Source organism: Streptomyces sp. NPDC050560, from assembly GCF_044457285.1.
In the GTDB taxonomy this organism is placed as follows: domain Bacteria; phylum Actinomycetota; class Actinomycetes; order Streptomycetales; family Streptomycetaceae; genus Streptomyces.
In genome coordinates, this window is the sequence record NZ_JBITGT010000012.1 from 153,274 (window position 1) to 173,155 (window position 19,882).

The window sequence follows — 19,882 nt, forward strand, 5'->3', positions numbered from 1 at the left end:
GTGACACGGGCCGCCCCCTGCGGGCCCCCGCGCCACGCCCCCACCTCACACGAAGGGCACGGCAGCGACGATGGCAACGCCCACGGCCGCGGGAAACGGCAGCGGCCTGACGGAGATGTCCTGGGACCCGATCACCCGGATCGTGGGCAGCCTCGGCATCCACACCAAGATCGACTTCAAGCAGAAGCGGGTCGCGGAGTGCTACAGCACCTCATCCGTCTTCCGCGGCTACAGCGTCTTCATGCGCGGCAAGGACCCGCGCGACGCCCACTTCATCACCAGCCGCATCTGCGGCATCTGCGGCGACAACCACGCCACCTGCTCGGTGTACGCGCAGAACATGGCGTACGGGGTGAAGCCGCCGCACCTCGGCGAGTGGCTGATCAACCTGGGCGAGTCCGCCGAGTACATGTTCGATCACAACATCTTCCAGGAGAACCTGGTCGGGGTCGACTACTGCGAGAAGATGGTCCGCGAGACCAACCCGGGCGTCCTCGAACTCGCCGAGCGCACCGAGGCCCCGCACGCGGCCGAGCACGGCTACCGCACCATCGCCGACATCATGCGCTCGCTGAACCCACTCGAAGGCGAGTTCTACCGCGAGGCGCTTCAGGTCAGCCGGTACACACGCGAGATGTTCTGCCTGATGGAGGGGCGCCATGTGCACCCGTCCACGCTGTACCCGGGCGGCGTCGGCACCGTCGCCTCCGTGCAACTGCTCACCGACTACCTCACCCGGCTGATGCGGTACGTCGAGTTCATGAAGCGGGTCGTGCCCCTCCACGACGACCTGTTCGACTTCTTCTACGAGGCGCTGCCCGGCTACGAGGAGGTCGGCCGCCGCCGCATCATGCTGGCCTGTTGGGGCGCCCTCAACGACCCGGAGCACTGCGACTTCACGTACCGCAACATGACGGACTGGGGGCGGCGCATGTTCGTCACCCCCGGCATCGTCGTCGACGGCAAGCTCGTCACCAACGACCTCACCCAGATCAACCTCGGCATCCGCATCCTGCTGGGCAGCTCGTACTACGAGGACTGGGACGGCCGGGAGCGGTTCGTCACCCACGACCCGCTCGGCAACCCCGTCGACCCCCGCCACCCCTGGAACCAGCACACCCTGCCCGCGCCCCAGAAGCGGGACTTCGACGACAAGTACAGTTGGGTGATGTCGCCGCGCTGGTTCGACGGCAAGGAGCACCTGGCGCTCGACACCGGCGGCGGCCCCATCGCCCGGCTGTGGTCCACCGCCCTGTCCGGGCTCGTCGACGTCGGCTACGTCAAGGCCACCGGGCACAGCGTCGTCATCAACCTGCCGAAGTCGATGACCAAGCCGGAGACCACCTTCGAGTGGAAGATCCCGAAGTGGTCGAACGCGCTGGAGCGCAACCGGGCGCGCACCTACTTCCAGGCGTACGCGGCGGCCGTCGCACTGCACTTCGCCGAGCAGGCGCTCGCGGAGGTGCGCGCGGGCCGCACCCAGACCTGGGAGAAGTTCGAGGTGCCCGACGAGAGCATCGGCTGCGGCTTCACCGAGGCCGTGCGCGGGGTGCTCTCGCACCACATGGTCATCAGGGACGGGAAGATCGCCAACTACCACCCGTACCCGCCGACTCCGTGGAACGCCAGCGTGCGCGACAGCTACGGCACCCCCGGCCCCTACGAGGACGCGGTGCAGAACACCCCGATCTTCGAGGAGAACCCGCCCGACACCTTCAAGGGCATCGACATCATGCGCGCCGTGCGCAGCTTCGACCCGTGCCTGCCCTGCGGGGTGCACATGTACGTCGGCGGCGGCAGGTCGGTCCAGGAGATGCACGTGCCGACGGGCCTGAGCGGGCTCGCCGGATGACGGCCGCCCATCCCTCCGCGCCTCCCGCCGGGCACACCCCGCCCGCCGCGTCCGCGCCGCACTCCGCGGAGCACACGGCGCGGCGGGTGGAGGAACTGCTCGACCGCGTCGCCCACCAGGCGGGACCCGAGGCCGCCGGTGCCGCGGAGGAGCTGGTACGGGCGCTGATGGACTTCTACGGCACCGGTCTCGCCCGCATGGTGGCCCTGCTCTCCGGCCGCTCGGGGAGCCCGCTCGCCCCCCTCCTCGACGACGAGGTCACCGCCGGGCTGCTGGTCCTGCACGACCTGCACCCCGACGACACCCTCGGCCGCATCGGGCGCGCCCTGCGGGCGGCCGGGGCGCACCAGTACGAGGTCACCGGCTTCGACCAGGACTCGGGGGTGCTGCGGCTCAGCGCCCCGAGCGGCGGCTGCGGCTGCGGCGGCGGGGCGCCGCAGGACGTACGGGAGCGTGCCGAGGCCGCGCTCTCCTGCTTCGCGCCCGAGGTGACACGGGTGGAGACGGCCGAGCCGGGGCCTCCGCCGCCCGTACTGCTCCAGATCGCCCCCGGGCCGCCCGGCGCCACCGCGGGCGGCCCCCGGTGACCGGGGCACCGGGCGCCGTGCGCGGGCTGCGCCGGTTCGTGGCGCCCCGGCAGGCGGCGGCCGAGCGGTGCGAACTGTGCGGCGTACCGGTCGACGAGCGCCACCGGCACCTGGTGGACGGCGACCGCAGGGCCATCGTCTGCGCATGCGTGCCCTGCGCGCTGCTGTTCGACCGCGAGGGCGCGGGCGCGGGCCGCTTCCGCACCATCCCCGACCGGCGCCTGCGCGCCCCCGGCTGGAGCGTCGACGCCGCCGGGTGGGGAACGCTCGGCATCCCCGTCTCGCTGGCCTTCTTCTTCCGCAACTCCGCCCTCGGCCGCGTCGTCGCGCTCTACCCGAGCCCGGCGGGGGCCACCGAGAGCGAGGTGGACCAGGACGCCTTCGACGCCGTCTTCGGCACCTCGCCGCTCGCCGCCGCGCTCACCCCCGACGTGGAGGCGCTGCTGGTGCGGCGCGGCGACGGGAACCGCGGCGGAGCCGGGCACGGCGACGTGCACCTGGTCCCCGTGGACGCCGCGTACGAACTCGTCGGACGGCTGCGCAGCCACTGGCGCGGTTTCGACGGGGGCTCCGACGCCCACCGCGAACTCGACGCGTTCTTCGCCGACTTGGCGCGCACCGCCCGGCCCGTGCCGCCCCTGCCTGACGGGGGAGCGGCACCATGAGCGACCTCGCCTTCGCCTGCCTCGGCGTACGTGCCGAGGCGCACGCCGCGGGACCCACCCTGGTGTTCCGGCTGCGGGTGAGCGCGTCGGGGCCCGAGCGGGTCCACGCGCTCGCGCTGCGCTGCCAGATCCGCGTCGAGCCCGCGCTGCGCCGCTACGACGACGCGGAGGCGCGGCGGCTCGGCGACCTGTTCGGGGAGCGGTCCCGCTGGGGCCGCAGCATGCGGCCGCTCCAGTTCGCGCACGCCGCGCTGATGGTGCCGGGCTTCACCGGCGAGACCGAGACCGACCTGCCCGTGCCCGTCACCTACGACATGGACGTCGCCTCGGCCCGCTACTTCGACGCCCTCGCCGACGGCGACGCGCCGCTGACCCTGCTGTTCTCCGGCACCGCGTTCCGCGGCCCCGGCGGCTTCCGGGTGCACCCGGTGCCCTGGGACCGCGAGGCACGCTGCCGGATGCCCGCGCGGGTGTGGCGGGAGGCGATCGACCGGCACTTCCCCGACTGCGGCTGGCTGCGGCTGCCGCGCGACACCATGGACGCACTGCTCGCCTACCGCTCCCGGCACGCCCTGCCGACCTGGCAGGACACGGTGGCCGCACTGCTGCGCACGGAACAGGCCGCACCCCCACCCGCGGCGACGGCGGCGGGGCGTTACGACGAGGCGACGACCCGGACGGTGACACCGTGACGACCCGGCACCACACACCCCACGACACCGCCGGCACCACCGCCCCCACCGACACTGCCCCCGACCCGCTGTTCGACACGGCGCGCCACATCGCCGACGCCGTGCTGTTCGAGGGGTACGTGCTCTACCCGTACCGCGCCTCCGCCGCCAAGAACCGGGTGCGCTGGCAGTTCGGCGTGCTGATGCCACCGGCCTGCGCGGGCGTGGGCGGCGAGCACGCCGACCAGCGCACCGAGTGCCTGATGGAACCCCGCTCCGGGGCCCGGCTGCGGGTGCGGCTGCGGTTCCTGCGCGCCCAGCGCAGAGAGGTGCTGCGGGCGCTGCCTGGCGGCGGCCACGAACCGGCCGACGCACTCGACCTGCCCGACCGGGTGCTCGTGCCCTGGGACGAGGGGGTGGAGGAGCACGTCGACGTGGACGTGCCCGTGGACGACCTCACGGGCGACGGTGTGACGGTGCCCTTCACCCGCGACGCGGGCGAGGACACCGAGACCGTGACCAGGACCGACGGGCGCGAGGCCGGCCTGCTGGTGCGCCGCAGGGAGCGCGTCGAGGGCCGTCTGCGGCTGACCGCGACGCAACTGCCGGGCCCCTACGGTGTGTTGCGGCTCGCCGCGGTCGTCGAGAACACCCTCGCCTGGCGCCCCGAGGGGCCCGCGGACGGTTCACGCGCGGCGGCGCTGCCGCACGCACTGCTCTCCGCGCACCTGCTGCTCGGGCTGACCGCGGGCTCGTTCCTGTCGATGACCGACCCGCCCGAGTGGGCGGCGGCCGCCGTGGCCGAGTGCCGCAACGAACGCGTCTGGCCCGTCCTCGCGGGCCGCGAAGGGCGCGCCGACGCCGTGCTGTCCTCCCCGATCATCCTGGAGGACCATCCCCGTATCGCGCCCGAGAGCCCCGGCGCCCTCTACGACGCCACCGAGATCGACGAGATCCTGGCCCTGCGCACCGCCGCCCTCACGGACGACGAGAAGCGCGAGGCACGCGGCACCGACGACCGTGCGGGCGCCGTCGTCGACCTGGCCGACACGATGCCGCCCGAAGTCCTCGAACGGCTGCACGGCGCGGTCCGCTCACTGCGCCCGGCGCAGAACCCTGCCGAAAACCTGCCGGGAATGCCCCCGCACGCACCGGCGCCCGCGGGTGAACTGCCCTGGTGGGACCCGGCGGCCGACGGCTCCGTCGACCCCGGCACCGACAGCGTCCTGGTCGCGGGGCGGCCGGTCGCCGCGGGCAGCAGGGTGGTGCTGCGGCACGGGCACCGCCGTACCGACGCGCAGGACGCCTTCCTGCACGGCCGCACCGCGCTGGTGGAGGCCGTGGTGCACGACGTGGACGGCGCCGTGCACGTCGCGGTCACCGTCGACGACGACCCGGGCGCCGAACTCCGCCGCGTCCAGGGCCGGTTCCTCTACTTCAGGCCGGACGAGCTGGCCCTGCCCGACGGGCAGGCCAGGGCGGGCGACGGATGAGCGGCGTGGGCGCGACGGCGCCCGGGGCGGGCCGGGTCCTCGTCGCGGGGCTCGGCAACATCTTCCTCGGCGACGACGGCTTCGGCGTCGCGGCCGTCGCGGCGCTCGCCCAGCACCCGCTGCCGCCCCGGGTGGAGACCGCCGACATCGGGGTCCGCGGCGTCCACCTCGCCTACCGGCTGCTCGACGGCTACGAGACCGTGCTGCTCCTCGACGCCACCGCGCGGGGCGGGAAGCCGGGCACGGTGTACCTCATCGAGGATGCCGTGGCGTCCGGGGAGGGTGCCGTCGTGGACGGGCACCGGATGACACCCGACGCCGTACTGGCCCTCCTGGGCACCCTGTGCGACAGCACCGGCGGCACCCGGCCGGGCCGGGTCCTCGTGGTGGGGTGCGAACCCGCCTGCCTCGACGAGGGGATCGGGCTGAGCGGGCCCGTGACCGCGGCCGTCGACGAGGCCGCCGCGCTCGTACTGCGCCTGCTGGCCGCCGACACCCGGCGGCCGGCACCCCCGGTGGAACGGACGAAGGAGACACAGCCATGAAGAAGACCATCACGACCATCGCGCTCGCCGGGACGGCGGCGCTGATCGCCGCCAACCTGCCCGACATCAAACGGTACTTGAAGCTGCGCGCCATGTGAGACGGCGGCCCGGGGCGCGAGCGGGAAGCCCGCCGCGCGCCGCTGCCATCCGGGTGGCCGCCCGCCCGCCGGACGGCGTGGCGGTGGCCCTCCGGACGGCCGCCGCCCTGTACTGGGCGGGCCACGGGGCGCCCGGGGCCCGCCGTCGGGAAGAGACCATGCACGAGATGTCGATCGCACTGGCCGTCGTGGACCGGGTCGAGGAGCACGCCCGGGACCACGGCCGGGCCGAGGCGGTCGTCCTGCGGATCGGTGAACTCGCCGGAGTCGTCCCCGAGTCGCTGCACTTCTGCTTCGCCCTCGCCTGCGAGGACACCCCGCTCGCCGGGGCGGAACTGCGCACCGAGACCGTGGCGGGCCGCGCCCGCTGCGCGCCCTGCGACCGCACCTGGGCCACCGGCATGCCGCCCGACCTCACCTGCCCCGGCTGCGCGGGCCCCGCCGCCGCCCTCCTGTCCGGGCGCGAGCTGGAGATCGCCGAGGTGCGCTGGGTCCCACGCCACGCGCCCACCCCACAGGAGAGTTGAACATGTGCCGTGCCACCGACCTGCGCGCCGCGGTCCTCGCCAAGAACGACACCGCCGCCGCCACCCTGCGCGCCGACCTCACCGCCCGCGGCACCACCCTGGTGAACCTGCTGTCCAGCCCCGGCAGCGGCAAGACCGCGCTCCTCGAAGCGGAACTGGCCCTCGCCACCGGCCGGGGGGTGCCCGTCGCGGCGCTCACCGCCGACCTCGCCACCGAGAACGACGCACGCAGGCTCGCCCGCGCGGGCGCCCCCGTCCGCCAGGTCCTCACCGACGGGCTCTGCCACCTCGAAACCGACCAGGTACGCCGCCAACTCGACGGCTGGCTGCCGGACGGCACCAGGCTGCTGTTCGTGGAGAACGTCGGCAACCTCGTCTGCCCCGCCTCCTACGACCTCGGCGAGACACTGCGCGTGGCGCTCGCCGCCGTCACCGAGGGCGAGGACAAACCGCTGAAGTACCCGACCGCGTTCGGCCTCGCCCACCTGGTGCTGGTCACCAAGCACGACATGGCGGCCGCCGCCGCGTTCGACCGCGACGCGTTCCTCGACCACGTCCGGCAGGTCAACCCCGGTGTCGAGGTGCTGTTCACCTCTGCGCGCACCGGCGAGGGAGTGGGACTGCTGCTCGACCGGGCGCTCGCCGCCGCCGACGGGGCCCGCCCGCACCGCCCCGTGATGACCGCCACCGCGCACACCCACTGAAGCGGGCGCCACGCGATGACCGCCGAGACCGCCGCAGGACCCGCAGTACCGCGCGGGACCACACGGGTACGGCGCCGGGTCACCGTGCGGGGCGTGGTGCAGGGTGTCGGCTTCCGGCCGTTCGTGCACCGGCTCGCGGGCGAACTCGGGCTCGCCGGGAACGTCGGCAACACCGGGGCGGGCGTGCGCGCGGAGGTGGAGGGCGCCCCGGACGCGGTGGCCGCCTTCTGCACCAGGATCGCCGCCGACGCGCCCCCGCTCGCCCAGGTGCACTCGGTCGCGCACGAACCCCTCGACCCGTGCGGCGAGCGGGAGTTCACCATCGTGCCGTCCACCGGCGGGGACCGGGTGCGCACCCTGATCGCACCGGACACCGCGACCTGCGCCGACTGCCTGGCCGAGCTGGCCGACCCGGCGGACCGCCGCCACCGGCACCCCTTCATCACCTGCACCCACTGCGGGCCCCGCTACACCATCGTCACCGGGCTGCCGTACGACCGCCCCCAGACGACCATGGCGCGATTCCCGATGTGCGCCCGGTGCGCGTACGAGTACACCGACCCCCGCGACCGCAGATTCCACGCCCAGCCGGTGTGCTGCCAGGACTGCGGACCCACGCTCCGGCTGCTGACCGCCACCGCGACGGGGCCCGCACCCGCGCCCGACGCCGACCCGGTGGCCGGGGCGCGGCGGCTGCTCGCCGGGGGCGCCGTGGTGGCGGTCAAGGGCCTCGGCGGCTACCACCTCGCCTGCGACGCCGCGGACCCGGACGCCGTCACCGCGCTGCGGCGGCGCAAGCGGCGCGGCGACAAGCCGTTCGCGCTGATGGCCGCGGGCCTCCCCGAGATCGAGGCGCTGGTACGGGTCGGGCCGACGGAGCGCGCCCTGCTGACCGGGCCGCGGCGCCCGATCGTGCTGCTGCGCCGCCGCGCCGCCCCGTACCCCGGCGCCGTCCTGCCCGCCGAGGCGGTGGCGCCGCGCCGCGGCGACCTCGGGATCATGCTGCCGTACACACCCCTGCACCATCTGCTGTTCGGGCTGCCGGGCGATCCGCCTGGACCCCGTCTGCTCGTGATGACCAGCGGCAACCTCGGCGGCGAACCCCTCGTGTTCGACGACGCCGAGGCGCTGGAGAGGCTCGCGCCGCTCGCCGACGCCTGGCTCGCCCACGACAGGCCCGTGCACATGCCCTGCGACGACTCCGTGGTGGCGGTGTGCGAGGGCGAGGAGCTGCCGGTGCGGCGCGCCCGCGGCTACGTACCGGCGCCCGTGCCGCTGCCGCTGCCGGTGGCCCCCGCGCTCGCGGTCGGCGGCGACCTCAAGAACACGCTCTGCCTCGGCGAGGACCGCCACGCCTTCCTCTCCGGGCACCTCGGCGACATGGACGACCTCGCCACCCTCGACGCTTTCGACCGCGCCGCACGGCACCTGGCCACGGTCACCGGGGTGACGCCCGACCTGCTCGCCGCCGACCGGCACCCCGGCTACCGCTCCGCGCACTGGGCGGCGCGCCACGCGGGCGGCCGCCCCCTGCGGCACGTGCAGCACCACCACGCGCACATCGCCGCCGCGCTCGCCGAGAACGGCCACGACGGCGCCCGCCCCGTCATCGGGGTCGCCTTCGACGGCACGGGATACGGCGACGACGGCGCGGTGTGGGGCGGCGAGTTCCTGCTCGCCGACTACGGCGGCTACCGCCGCGCCGCCCACCTCGGCTATGTGCCGCTGCCCGGCGGCGACACCGCGGTACGGCGCCCGTACCGGATGGCGCTCGCCCATCTGCGGGCCGCGGGGCTCGGCTGGGACCGGGACCTGCCCTGCGTCACCTCCTGCCCCGGCGACGAACTGCGTTTGCTCGCCGTGCAGTTGGACCGCGGTCTGAACTGCGTGCCCACCTCCAGCGTGGGCCGCCTCTTCGACGCCGTCGCCGCGCTCCTCGGGGTGTGCGCCCACGCCGGCTACGAGGCGCAGCCCGCCCTCGAACTGGAGGCCCTGGCCGCACGCTCCCGCGAACAGCCGGACGACGCCCCCGCCTTCGGGCTCACACCCGCGGCGGACGGCACCGCGCCCCTGCTGCTCGACCCGGCACCGGTGCTCACCGCGCTGGTCGCCGGTCTGCGCGCGGGCACCCCTGTCCCCGTGCTCGCCGCCCGCTTCCACACCGCGCTCGCGCACGCGGTGCGCGCGACCTGCGCCGCGCTGCGCGACGCCCACGGCGGTGTGGACACGGTGGCGCTCAGCGGCGGGGTGTTCGCGAACACGCTGCTGCTCGGCGCCTGTCTGCGAGGGCTGCGCGCGGACGGCTTCACCGTACTGCGCCACCGCCTGGTGCCACCGGGCGACGGCGGCCTCGCGCTCGGCCAGTTGGCCGTCGCGGCCTCTGAGAAGACGAGGAGTTGAGATGTGCCTGGCGATGCCCGGCAAGGTCCTTCAGATCGAGGAACGCGACGGGACCCGGATGGCGTCCGTCGACTTCGGCGGCGTCGTCAAGGACGTCTGCCTGGAGTACCTGCCCGAGCTTGAGGTCGGTGAATACGCCATCGTGCACGTGGGGTTCGCGTTGCAGCGGCTCGACGAGGAGTCGGCGCGGCGCACCCTTGAGCTGTTCGAGAACCTCGGCCTGATCGAGGAGGAGTTCGGGGACCAGTGGGAACTGGCCGCCCGCGCGGGAGGGGAGCCCACCCCGTGAAGTACATCGACGAGTTCCAGGACCCGGCGCTCGCCCGGCGCCTGCTGGACGACATCCACGCCACCGTCACCAGGCCCTGGGCCCTGATGGAGGTGTGCGGCGGCCAGACCCACTCCATCATCCGGCACGGCATCGACCAACTCCTGCCCGAGCAGATCGAGTTGATCCACGGGCCTGGCTGCCCCGTCTGTGTGACCCCGCTCGACGTCATCGACAAGGCCCTGGAGATCGCGTCGAGACCCGAGGTGATCTTCTGCTCGTTCGGCGACATGCTGCGGGTGCCGGGCAGCGGGCGCGACCTGTTCCAGGTGCGCGCGGCGGGCGGCGACGTACGCGTCGTGTACTCGCCCCTCGACGCGCTGCGGCTGGCCCGCGAGAACCCCGGGCGGCAGGTGGTGTTCTTCGGCATCGGCTTCGAGACCACCGCGCCGCCCAACGCGATGGCGGTGTACCAGGCGCGCCGCCACGGCCTCGGCAACTTCAGCATGCTGGTGTCCCATGTGCGGGTGCCACCGGCCATCGAGGCCATCATGCTCGCCCCCGACTGCCGGGTCGACGCCTTCCTCGCGGCGGGCCACGTGTGCAGTGTGATGGGCGTCGAGGAGTACCCGCCGCTCGCCGACAGGTTCCGGGTGCCGATCGTGGTCACCGGGTTCGAGCCGCTGGACATCCTGGAGGGCGTGCGCCGCGCCGTGCGCAGGCTTGAGGGCGCCGAGCCCGGTGTGGAGAACGCCTACCGGCGCGCGGTGCGCGACGAGGGCAATCCGGCGGCCCGCGCCATGCTCGCGGACGTCTTCGACGTCGTCGACCGCGCCTGGCGCGGCATCGGCGTCATCCCCGGCAGCGGCTGGGGCCTGTCCGAGCGCTACCGCGACTTCGACGCGGAACACCGGTTCCAGGTCGGGGACATCCGCACCAGGGAACCGGCGCGGTGCCGCAGCGGCGAGGTGCTGCGGGGCGTGCTGAAGCCCCACGAGTGCGAGGCGTTCGGCGCGGACTGCACACCGCGCACCCCGCTCGGCGCGACCATGGTCTCCAGCGAGGGGGCCTGTTCCGCGTACTACCTCTACCGCCGGCTCGGCGGTGCCACCCCGACCGTGGAGGCGACCCCCGTTGGCTGAGACCACGCTCCCCGACCGCACCGCAGCGGACACCGCCGCCCCCGGAACGGCGCCTGCCGCGCTGGACCCCACCGGCTGGACCTGCCCGGCGCCGCTGCGCGACCACCGGCGCGTGGTGATGGGCCACGGCGGGGGCGGCGCCCTCTCCGCGGAACTGGTGGAACACCTCTTCGCGCCCGCGTTCCACAACCCGGCGCTCGCGGAAATGGGCGACTCGGCGCAGGTGACGCTCGGCGCGGCGAGGCTGGCGTTCTCCACGGACTCGTTCGTGGTGCGGCCGCTGTTCTTCCCCGGCGGCAGCATCGGCGACCTCGCGGTCAACGGCACCGTCAACGACCTGGCGATGAGCGGCGCGGAACCCGCCTTCCTGTCCTGCGGGTTCATCCTGGAGGAGGGGGTGCAGGTCGACGAGGTGGGCCGCATCGCCCAGGCCGCGGGAGCGGCGGCGCGGCACGCCGGGGTGCAGATCGTCACCGGTGACACCAAGGTGGTGGAGTCCGGGCACGGCGACGGTGTCTACCTCAACACCGCCGGTGTCGGCCTCGTCCCCGAAGGCGTCGACATCCGCCCCCGGCGCGCGGTTCCCGGCGACGTCGTCATCGTCAGCGGACCGGTCGGAGTGCACGGGATCGCCGTCATGAGCGTGCGCGAGGGCCTGGAGTTCGGGGTGGAAATCCAGAGCGACTGCGCCGCGCTGAACGGCCTGGTGGCGGCCATGCTGAAGGTGACACCCGATGTGCATGTGCTGCGCGACCCCACGCGTGGCGGGCTCGCCACCGCGGTGTGCGAGATCGCGGCGGCGGCCGGGGTCGGTGTGACGCTCCAGGAGCGGGCGGTGCCGGTGCCGCCCGAGGTGGCCAACGCCTGCGCCATCCTCGGCCTCGACCCGTGGTACGTGGCGAACGAGGGCAAGCTCGTCGCCTTCGTCCCCCGGGCCGAGGCCGACGCGGTGCTCGCGGCGATGCGTGCCCACCCCCTGGGTGCGGGCGCCGCCGTCATCGGCGAGTGCGTGCCGGACCACCCCGGCATGGTGGTGGCCCGCACGGGCCTCGGCGGCAGCAGGGTCGTGGACCTGCCCCTCGGGGAGCAGTTGCCGAGGATCTGCTGAGACGGCGCGCCCCGGTGCGCGGACGCTCCCTCACCGGGGTGTGAGCCCGGCGTGTTCCAGTTTCGCGGTGTTCGACCGCCAGACCAGGTCGTCGTTGAAACCCCCGCCCAGGTCCGGCAGTTCCGCGATGTCGGTCTCGGGCAGCACGGGCGGGACCCGGTGCGCGCCAGCCGCCAGGGTGATCCTCGCCAGCGCCTCCGCGTTCAGCGCCCGTACGACGGCCTGCTGCACGGTGCGGCCGGTCGCCACGATGCCGTGGCCGCGCAGGATGCCCACCGGCCGGTCGCCGACCGCCGCCGCCACCTCCTTGCCGAGCGCCTCCCGGGTGATCAGCACACCCCGCGGGTAGACCGGGATGCCCTCAAGGGCCATACGCATCGCCGGAATGTTGTACGCGCCCACGATGGGGCGGAGCGCGAGCCCCGCCAGATCGGCGGCCACGACGTACGGCGGATGGACGTGCACGACCGCGTTCACCTCCGGCCGTGCCTTCAACACCTCCTGGTGCAGGGGCAGTTCGTTGGGCGCCCGGTAGCCGTCCCGCAGCGGGCCCGGCGGTCCTTCGAGCGGGACCCGGTGGGTGTCGGCGGGCTCCGTGAACAGCAGCCCCCGCTCCCGCGGCCCCCTGCACCGCACACGCAGTGTGTCGTCGGCGTCCCGGACGCTGATGTGCCCGAGGACGTCCTCGGCGAGCCCCTGGTGCGCCAGTATCCGGCAGCCGAGCGCGATGAGCCGCTCGGCCGCGAGGGGTGAGCCGGGGCTCTCGACGTGCGTCATCCGTCTCTCCTGCCAGAGGTTTCGGTGCCCGGCGGCCGTCAGTACCTGGCCCGGTGCAGGGCGAGGCTGGCCCCCGCGCCGACCACGAAGACCGCGATGAGGAAGGCGAAGGCAGAGTCGAAGCCGCCGTGGTCCACGAAGAACCCCATGGCCGTCGACCCGAACGCCCCCACGAAGTTGCCGATGCCGATCATGAGCCCGGCCGCCCTGCCCATCGTCCTCGCGGGCGCGATGCTGTGCAGGACGCCCTGGGCGGCGAGGGTCGTGAACCCCTCGATCCCGATGATGGCGACGATCACCGCGCACAACTGGACCGGCAGCGCCGTCACCCCGGCGGCCACCACCAGGCAGAGCGCCGCGGCGACGAAGCCCCCGCAGGTCCATATGGCCTTGCGCCCGGTCCTGTCCATGCCCAGGCCGACGAAGGGCCCCGCCACGATGCACAGGACGAAGGCGAGCGCGATGTAGGCGCTTGCGCTGCCCTTGCCGAGGTGCTGCTCGTCCTTGAGATAGGTGGGGAACCAGCTCGCGAGCCCGTACACCCCGATGTTGTTGGTGATCCACACCCCGGCGCTGACCCAGAAGGGCCACAGCCGCAGTTCGCTGCGCGCCGCGCGGGAGGCGGGCACCCCGTCGGGAACGTCGGCCACCGCGGCCGCCCCGCCGCCGCCGCGCACGATGAAGGCCCGTTCCTCCTCGCCGAGCCGGGGCTCCTGCGCCGGGTCGTCGCGGAGCAGGAACCACGCCACCGGCACACACACCACCAGGGCGAGGGCGGTGAGCAGGAAGAAGGCGCCGCGCCACGAACTGACGGCGATGGCCCCCGTGATGACGAAGCCGGAGAGGGCGAAGCCGACGTTGATGCCGCCGATCCACACGGACTTGGCCCTGCTGCGCTCGGCGTGCGGGAACCAGCGCGCCGTGAGCGCGTTCGACATCGGCCACAGGAAGCCCTCGGCCACCCCCAGGGCCCCGCGCGCGATCAGCAGGGTGGGCACGTTGGCGGCGACACCCGCGGCCAGGGTCGTGAGCCCCCAGAACGTCATCCCGATCAGGGCGCACCTACGGGGCCCGTACCGGTCGATCAGCATCCCCCACACCGGCATGGAGGCCCCGTAGAAGACCAGGGTCACCGTGGTGAGCAGGCCGATGAGGCCGTGCCTGCCCTCCAGGTGCATGTCGGAGAGGAACTTGTCGTCGGCGACGATGATGCCCACACCGGTCTTGTCGAGCATGCCGACGATCCAGATGACGACCACGGCGGGCGAGAACAGCCACCACCGCCTGGCCGGGACACGCTCTGCGGCACCGTCGAGGCCGGGGCTGCTCAGCGGCTCCTGTACGTCGGTCACACCGTTCCTCCGTGGGTCTCGTCGCCGTCCGGGCTCAGCAGGGCGGAACTCTCCGGGTAGGGCAGGTCCCGGTACGGCGTCCCCGTCACCCGTGTGAAGAAGTCCGCGGTGGCGTGCAGCGCGGCGCTCGGCACACCGGACAGCTCCGCGAGCCCCCTGGCCAGCTCCATGTCCTTGGCGATGGTGGTGCTCGGCGCGTGCGTCCGCATGCCGTCGGTGTCGCCGCGGAAGTAGGTGGCGGCCGTGCTGAGCCCGGACTCGCCGCCGCTGCACTGCTCGATGGCGTCGGCGGCGAGGCCCGGGTCGACCCCGAGTGCCCGGGAGACGGCGAGCGCCTCCACCGACGCGAGGTACCAGGCGTACTTGACGTGCTGGTTCAGCAGCTTCACGGTGTAGCCGGCGCCCGCGCGCCCGCAGTACAGGACGGAGCGGGACACCGAGCGCAGGATGTCCTCCGCGGCACCGAGCACCCCCGGCTCGCCCCCGACCAGCACCGTCATGTCCGGCGCCTTCCTGCTGACCGGGCAGTCCACGAACCGTCTGCCCCGCGCGGCGAACGCCGCCCCCAACTCCTCGGCGGTCGCCGGGCCGCAGGTCGACATGTCGAGCATGAGCCCGCCCTCGGGCAGCCCCGCGAGCACCCCGGCAGCCGGGTCGAGTGCCACCTCGCGCACCTGGGCGGGGCCGGGCAGGAAGGTGAGCACGAGGCCGCTGCGGGCCGCGAGGTCCGCGGGGCTCGACGCGGCGGACGCGCCGGCCGCGACGGCGCCGTCCAGCGCGTCCGGCCGCAGGTCGTAGCAGCCGACGGGGTGTCCCGCCCGTACGAGGTGGGTGACGAGGGCCGTTCCCATGGGGCCCGCGCCCACCACTCCCACCCGCACCGCGGGCCGGGCCTCACGGGGCTCACGGGCCTCAAGGGCCTCAAGGGCCTCACGGGGCTCAAGAGGAGGGGAACCGGGCGGTGACGAGGGCACCGAGGACCGCATGCAGAAGCCCCTTCTTTTCAGAAGCAGGAAAACGCACCCGCAGTGCGGGCGGCGGATACAGACAGCTAGCGAACGTGCATAGCATTCTGCTTTGAAGAAATTTCTTCTTCTGATCGACACCGTGCCACCGCGCCGCGAGACCAGTCAATAACCGTGAACGCGGTTTCGCGGCGGCCGTCGTCGTGGCGCGGACGCCCGGGCGGAGCGGTGCCGCCTCAGTCCGCCACCGCGTCAGCGGTCCGCTGGAGGTGGTCGCCGAGCACCCGGCGCACCCGCCGCACATCGCCGCTCTCGACGGCGTCCACGTACGCGCGGTGCTCCGCGACGCCCTGGGTGCCCTCGTGGTGCGCCTCGCGCATGGACATCAGGACGGCCTCGCGGAACGAGTGCATGAGCATCTCGACGGCCGGGTTGTGCGTCGCCCGCGCGGCCCGCAGGTGGAACGCGAACGACATCTCCACGCTGTAGCTGCCGCTCTCGCGGGCCTCCTCGGCCTCGTCGCACATCCGGCGCAGGTCTCGCAGGTCCTCGGGGGTGGCCCGGGCGCACACCAGGGGGACGACGCCCAGCTCGAACGCGATACGCGCCTCGGTGACGTTCGCGGCCGAGAGGCCCGACGTGCTGAGGAGGTCGGTGATGCCCTCGCCCGCAAGGCCCGCGGTGGGCGCGGTGACGAAGGCGCCGCCGTAGGCGCCCGCGCGCACCTCGATCAGGCCGTTGACCTCCAGCGCCCGCAGGGCCTCACGGAGCGTCAGGCGGCTCACGCTGAGCTGGTCGCACAGCTCGCGCTCGGCGGGCAGCCGGGCGCCGAGCGGCAGCACACCGGAGCGGATCAGCCCCCGGATCTGACTCACGATCATCGCGGAGGTGCGCCCCGCGCCCGCGATGGGACGGAAGACCCCGGCCTGGGCGGTGACGAGGCCGGAGGCCCTGGATTTTCCGGCCACTGGCCCTCCTTCGTTCGCGTACCGCCCGAAGCCTACGACGGACCGGCCGCTCCCCGGCGCGGTGCCACCGGGGGAGGCGTCGCCGCGTCCCGTCCGTGGCCGCGCGGCGGTTGACAGTCACTCCGCACGTTCCTATGGTGCCTAGCGGTTAATCACTAAACCATTAAACCAGCGGCTTCGTAAGGCAAGGAGGTCGTTCCGTTGCAGATTCAGGTGGATGTCGCCAAGTGCCAGGGTTACGGCAACTGCGTCACGGCAGACCCCGACCGTTTCGACCTCGACGACGACGGTCTCGTGGTCCTGCTGCGCGGCGAGGTCGGCGAGGACGAGCGGGCGAAGGCGGCCGAGTCGGTGCGCAGTTGCCCCGCGGAGGCGATCCGGCTGGTGAGCGATGCCGGGTGAGGCGGCCCTCGACCGCGTCGGCCGGGTCGTCGTGGTCGGGGCGTCCGTCGGCGGTGTCAGGACGGCGCAGGCGCTGCGTTCCGGCGGGTTCACCGGCGAGCTGACCGTCATCGGGGCCGAGCCCGTCGAGCCGTACGACAAACCGCCGCTCTCCAAGGAGCTGCTGACGGGCGAACGCTCCCTCGCGGAGGTCTCCCTGCTGCGCCCCGGGGACCGGGAGGCGTTCGACCTGCGCCTCGGCGCCCCCGCGACCGGACTCGACACCCGCCGCCGCGAGGTGCGCGTCGAGGGCGGTGGCCGGGTCCCGTACGACGCGCTGGTGATCGCGACCGGGGTGCGCCCGCGCACGCTCCCCGGGCCCGCCGCCGGGCTCGTCCACACCGTGCGCGAGTCCTCCGATGCCGAGACACTGCGCCGGAGCCTCGCCACGGGCGCGCCTGTCGTCGTGGTGGGCGGCGGCTTCGTGGGCGCCGAGGTGGCCGCGGCGGCCGTCGCCGCGGGCTGCCCCACGACACTCATCGAGGCCGACAGCACCCCGTTCGCACGCGTCCTCGGATCGCGGGTCGGCGCGCTGCTCACCGCACTGCACCGGCGGGGCGGGGTGCGGGTCCGCGCGGGCGTCCCGGTCGCGGGCGTTACGGGAACCCCGGGAGACCTCGTCGTCACCCTGGCCGACGGCGCGCGCCTCGCGGCAGGCACGGTCGTGGTGGGCATCGGATGCCTGCCGAACACGGAGTGGCTGGCCGGTTCCGGAGTCCCGCTCGACGACGGGATCGTCACCGACGAGTACTGCGCCGTCCCGGGACTCGACGGCGTCTACGCCATCGGCGACGTGGCGCGCTGGTACGACGGGCGCACCGCGACACACCGCAGGGTCGAGCACTGGACCAACGCCGCGGAACAGGCCGAGGCGGTGGCCCGGGACCTGCTGCGCCCGCAGCGCGACGCGCAGCGCGCGCCCTGCCGCGCCGCCCCCTACTTCTGGTCCGACCAGCACGGCGTCAAGATCCAGATGGTCGGCGTGGCGAGCGGTGACGACGACGTCGAGATCCTGAGCTGCGCCACTAGGACGGGGGAGCGCCGTATCGCGCTGTACGGGCGCGGCGGCCGCTTCACCGCCGCCGTGACCTTCGGCTGGCCGCGGGCGGCGATCGCCTGCCGCCGGGCATGGAACCAGGCCGGGACGCTCGCCGAGGTCCGCGAGCAGGTGGCGCGGCTCGCCGTCTCGGTGACGCCCCTCGCCCCCGCCGCCCCCGCCGCCCCCGCCTGCGCGCCCGTGGAACGGGTCGCGGCCCGGGCGGGCGTGCCCTCACGAACCACACCAGAGGAAGGCCGGAGTTGAGTACTGTCTTCGAAGAAGGCGTCGGCAGGGCCGGCGACCTCGTCGACGTCACGAGCGGCCAGATCAGCCGCGAGATCTTCGTCAACGAGGAGATCCACAGGCGCGAACTGGAACACCTCTTCCCGCGGGCCTGGCTCTTCGTCGGGCACGCGAGCCAGGTGCCCGCGCCGGGCGACTTCTTCTCGTCCTGGATGGGGTCCGACCCCGTCCTGCTGACCAGGGACGACCGGGGAGCCCTGCACGTGCTGCTCAACTCGTGCCGTCACCGGGGCATGCGGGTGTGCCGCTACGACGAGGGCAACACCATGCAGTTCACCTGCCCCTACCACGCGTGGTCCTACTCCATCGACGGATCGCTGGTCTCCACCCCCGGCGACCTGCACGGGGTGCCGCAGATGAAGGCCGCGTACAGCGGCAAGCTCCGCAAGGAGCAGTGGGGGCTCGTCCACTGCCCCCGCGTGCGCGACTACAAGGGCCTGGTCTTCGCGAGCTGGGACCCCGACGCCATCCCCTTCGACGAGTACGTCGGCGACTTCCACTGGTGGCTGGACAACCTCGCGGACGCCTTCGACGGCACCGAGGGCGGCACCGAGGTCTACCGGGGCGTCCTCAAGTGGCGCATCAAGTCCAACTGGAAGTTCGTGTCGGAGAACTTCCTCGGCGACACCTACCACGGCGCCTCCACCCACGCCTCCGTGGAGGCCGTCGGCATCGGGCCCGGCGGCCGGGGCAAACGCCGCCACGGGGAGCGGCAGAACGAGGGCGGCTTCTCCAGGGGGCGGATGAAGACCTCCTTCCGCATGGGGCACGGCGCCTCCGACAACCTCGGTTACGAGATCGCGTACCCCGAGTTCCAGGAGAGCGCCCTCGACACCTACTTCGTCAACGCGTGGGAGAAGCGCGCGGCCAAGCTGCGGGCCGAGGGCAGGCCCCTCGGCGGGCGCGGGCCGGCGACGCTGTTCCCGAACATGTCCTTCGCGGCCGGGTTCCCCCGGTCCATCCTGGTGGCCCACCCGCTCAGCGCCACCGAGACCGAGGTCTGGCGCTGGTTCCTGGTCGACAAGGACGCGCCCGACTACGTGCGCGACTGGCTGCGCCACTACTACATGCGCTACGCAGGACCCGGGGGCATGACCGAGCAGGACGACATGGAGAACTGGGACTACGCCACCAGCGCCAGCGGCGGTGTGGTGGCACGCCGCTACCCGTACAACTACCAGCAGGGCCTCGGCGAGGAGGTCCCCAGCGACCTCGACCGTGCCGTGCACTCCCACCACGCCATCGCCGGTGAGGTGAACGCCCGTGCGTTCTACCGCCGTTGGGCGGAGTTCGTGGACGACCTGCCGTGGAGCGAACTCGCCGATCTTGCCAGGACCGACGACCGCGCCACCCGTACCGGCGCGGGAGAGGAGCCGGGCGATGCCCGTTGACGAGAGCGCCCTGGCGCGCGTCCTGCTCACCGCCGACGTCACCGACTTCCTCACCCGCGAGGCCGACCTCCTCGACGAGCGCCGCTACGAGGAGTGGCTCGACCTGCTCGCCGACGACTACCAGTACGCGGTGCCGCTGCGGATGAACGTCCGGTACGAGGACGTCGCGGAGCGCGAGAACACCCGCGAGGGGGACGAGGTGTGCTGGTTCGACGAGGGCAAGGAGACCGCGCGGCTGCGGGTCGCCCAGCTCGGCACCGGGCTGCACTGGGCGGAGGAGCCCGTCTCCCGGGTGTCCCACCTGGTCACCAACATCAGGCTGGAGACGGACCGGCCGCCCGAGGTCGACGTGAGCTGCCGCTTCCTCGTGTACCGCAACCGGGTCGCCGACGAGAGCGACTTCCTCGTCGGGCGCCGCCGCGACCGGCTGCGCAGGACGGCGGACGGCGACTGGCGGATCGTGCGCCGCCGACTGCTGCTCGACCAGTCCGTGCTGACCGCGAAGAACCTGTCGATCTTCGTCTGACCGCTCGGGGGGCAGGCGCGGACCGCCCCGGTACGCCGCAGCGCGACCGGGGCGGCCGGG

Annotated in this window: 21 protein-coding genes; 17 read left to right on the plus strand and 4 right to left on the minus strand. The window is 73.6% G+C overall.

Going from position 1 to position 19,882, the window contains the following annotated elements; all coding sequences use genetic code 11:
• Window positions 1-70 precede the first annotated feature (70 nt).
• The 13 genes from ACIBIW_RS26915 (at window position 71) to hypE (ending at window position 12,060) form a co-directional block, all read left to right on the plus strand.
• A complete protein-coding gene (locus ACIBIW_RS26915) occupies window positions 71-1,852 on the plus strand; it encodes a nickel-dependent hydrogenase large subunit (RefSeq protein WP_399339633.1) in 1,782 nt (593 codons plus the stop codon).
• Window positions 1,849-2,439 carry a hypothetical protein gene (locus tag ACIBIW_RS26920; RefSeq protein ID WP_399339634.1) on the plus strand — a complete coding sequence of 197 codons (591 nt, stop codon included), beginning with the start codon at window positions 1,849-1,851 and terminating at the stop codon, window positions 2,437-2,439. The genes ACIBIW_RS26915 and ACIBIW_RS26920 overlap by 4 nt, the downstream gene beginning before the upstream one ends.
• Entirely contained in the window at window positions 2,436-3,104 is a 669-nt protein-coding gene (locus ACIBIW_RS26925; RefSeq protein WP_399339635.1) for a DUF5947 family protein, read from the plus strand. Before ACIBIW_RS26920 ends, ACIBIW_RS26925 begins: the two co-directional genes overlap by 4 nt.
• Entirely contained in the window at window positions 3,101-3,796 is a 696-nt protein-coding gene (locus ACIBIW_RS26930) for a DUF6084 family protein (RefSeq protein WP_399339636.1), read from the plus strand. The genes ACIBIW_RS26925 and ACIBIW_RS26930 overlap by 4 nt, the downstream gene beginning before the upstream one ends.
• Window positions 3,793-5,268, plus strand: coding sequence for a hypothetical protein (locus ACIBIW_RS26935; protein ID WP_399339637.1), 1,476 nt, complete (start codon window positions 3,793-3,795; stop codon window positions 5,266-5,268). Before ACIBIW_RS26930 ends, ACIBIW_RS26935 begins: the two co-directional genes overlap by 4 nt.
• Window positions 5,265-5,813: a hydrogenase maturation protease gene (locus ACIBIW_RS26940; protein ID WP_399339638.1), complete on the plus strand. Its 549-nt coding sequence runs from the start codon at window positions 5,265-5,267 to the stop codon at window positions 5,811-5,813. The genes ACIBIW_RS26935 and ACIBIW_RS26940 overlap by 4 nt, the downstream gene beginning before the upstream one ends.
• Window positions 5,810-5,911, plus strand: a complete 102-nt coding sequence (locus tag ACIBIW_RS26945) for a DUF6893 family small protein (RefSeq protein ID WP_399339639.1) — start codon at window positions 5,810-5,812, stop codon at window positions 5,909-5,911. The genes ACIBIW_RS26940 and ACIBIW_RS26945 overlap by 4 nt, the downstream gene beginning before the upstream one ends.
• Before the next feature lie 158 nt (window positions 5,912-6,069).
• Window positions 6,070-6,438: a hydrogenase maturation nickel metallochaperone HypA gene (locus ACIBIW_RS26950; protein WP_399339640.1), complete on the plus strand. Its 369-nt coding sequence runs from the start codon at window positions 6,070-6,072 to the stop codon at window positions 6,436-6,438.
• Window positions 6,439-6,440: 2 nt separating this feature from the next.
• A complete protein-coding gene (gene hypB, locus ACIBIW_RS26955) occupies window positions 6,441-7,142 on the plus strand; it encodes a hydrogenase nickel incorporation protein HypB (RefSeq protein ID WP_399339641.1) in 702 nt (233 codons plus the stop codon).
• A 15-nt stretch (window positions 7,143-7,157) separates the two neighbouring features.
• Window positions 7,158-9,542, plus strand: a complete 2,385-nt coding sequence (hypF, locus tag ACIBIW_RS26960; protein ID WP_399339642.1) for a carbamoyltransferase HypF — start codon at window positions 7,158-7,160, stop codon at window positions 9,540-9,542.
• Between the two features lies 1 nt (window position 9,543).
• Window positions 9,544-9,831, plus strand: coding sequence for a HypC/HybG/HupF family hydrogenase formation chaperone (locus ACIBIW_RS26965; RefSeq protein ID WP_399339643.1), 288 nt, complete (start codon window positions 9,544-9,546; stop codon window positions 9,829-9,831).
• Window positions 9,828-10,952, plus strand: coding sequence for a hydrogenase formation protein HypD (hypD, locus tag ACIBIW_RS26970; protein ID WP_399339644.1), 1,125 nt, complete (start codon window positions 9,828-9,830; stop codon window positions 10,950-10,952). Before ACIBIW_RS26965 ends, hypD begins: the two co-directional genes overlap by 4 nt.
• A 118-nt stretch (window positions 10,953-11,070) precedes the next feature.
• Window positions 11,071-12,060, plus strand: a complete 990-nt coding sequence (gene hypE / locus ACIBIW_RS26975; RefSeq protein ID WP_399339714.1) for a hydrogenase expression/formation protein HypE — start codon at window positions 11,071-11,073, stop codon at window positions 12,058-12,060.
• A gap of 30 nt (window positions 12,061-12,090) precedes the next feature.
• Here the strand turns inward: hypE and ACIBIW_RS26980 are convergent, their stop codons facing one another.
• The 4 genes from ACIBIW_RS26980 to ACIBIW_RS26995 all read right to left on the minus strand — a co-directional run bounded on the left by ACIBIW_RS26980 (window position 12,091) and on the right by ACIBIW_RS26995 (window position 16,122).
• Window positions 12,091-12,837: a class II aldolase/adducin family protein gene (locus ACIBIW_RS26980; RefSeq protein ID WP_399339645.1), complete on the minus strand. Its 747-nt coding sequence runs from the start codon at window positions 12,835-12,837 to the stop codon at window positions 12,091-12,093.
• Between the two features lie 38 nt (window positions 12,838-12,875).
• Window positions 12,876-14,189, minus strand: coding sequence for an MFS transporter (locus ACIBIW_RS26985; protein ID WP_399339646.1), 1,314 nt, complete (start codon window positions 14,187-14,189; stop codon window positions 12,876-12,878).
• Window positions 14,186-15,175, minus strand: a complete 990-nt coding sequence (locus tag ACIBIW_RS26990; protein ID WP_399339647.1) for an NAD(P)-dependent oxidoreductase — start codon at window positions 15,173-15,175, stop codon at window positions 14,186-14,188. Before ACIBIW_RS26990 ends, ACIBIW_RS26985 begins: the two co-directional genes overlap by 4 nt.
• A gap of 215 nt (window positions 15,176-15,390) precedes the next feature.
• Complete coding sequence (locus ACIBIW_RS26995) at window positions 15,391-16,122, minus strand: FadR/GntR family transcriptional regulator (RefSeq protein ID WP_399339648.1); 732 nt, start codon at window positions 16,120-16,122, stop codon at window positions 15,391-15,393.
• Window positions 16,123-16,323: 201 nt separating this feature from the next.
• Between ACIBIW_RS26995 and ACIBIW_RS27000 the strand changes: the two genes are divergently transcribed.
• The 4 genes from ACIBIW_RS27000 to ACIBIW_RS27015 are packed head-to-tail and all read left to right on the plus strand — an operon-like array spanning window position 16,324 to window position 19,822.
• Window positions 16,324-16,524, plus strand: a complete 201-nt coding sequence (locus ACIBIW_RS27000) for a ferredoxin (protein WP_399339649.1) — start codon at window positions 16,324-16,326, stop codon at window positions 16,522-16,524.
• Window positions 16,514-17,866 carry an NAD(P)/FAD-dependent oxidoreductase gene (locus ACIBIW_RS27005; RefSeq protein ID WP_399339650.1) on the plus strand — a complete coding sequence of 451 codons (1,353 nt, stop codon included), beginning with the start codon at window positions 16,514-16,516 and terminating at the stop codon, window positions 17,864-17,866. The genes ACIBIW_RS27000 and ACIBIW_RS27005 overlap by 11 nt, the downstream gene beginning before the upstream one ends.
• Window positions 17,863-19,296: an aromatic ring-hydroxylating dioxygenase subunit alpha gene (locus ACIBIW_RS27010; protein ID WP_399339651.1), complete on the plus strand. Its 1,434-nt coding sequence runs from the start codon at window positions 17,863-17,865 to the stop codon at window positions 19,294-19,296. The genes ACIBIW_RS27005 and ACIBIW_RS27010 overlap by 4 nt, the downstream gene beginning before the upstream one ends.
• Entirely contained in the window at window positions 19,286-19,822 is a 537-nt protein-coding gene (locus tag ACIBIW_RS27015) for a 3-phenylpropionate/cinnamic acid dioxygenase subunit beta (protein ID WP_399339652.1), read from the plus strand. Before ACIBIW_RS27010 ends, ACIBIW_RS27015 begins: the two co-directional genes overlap by 11 nt.
• The last annotated feature ends 60 nt before the right edge of the window (window positions 19,823-19,882 follow it).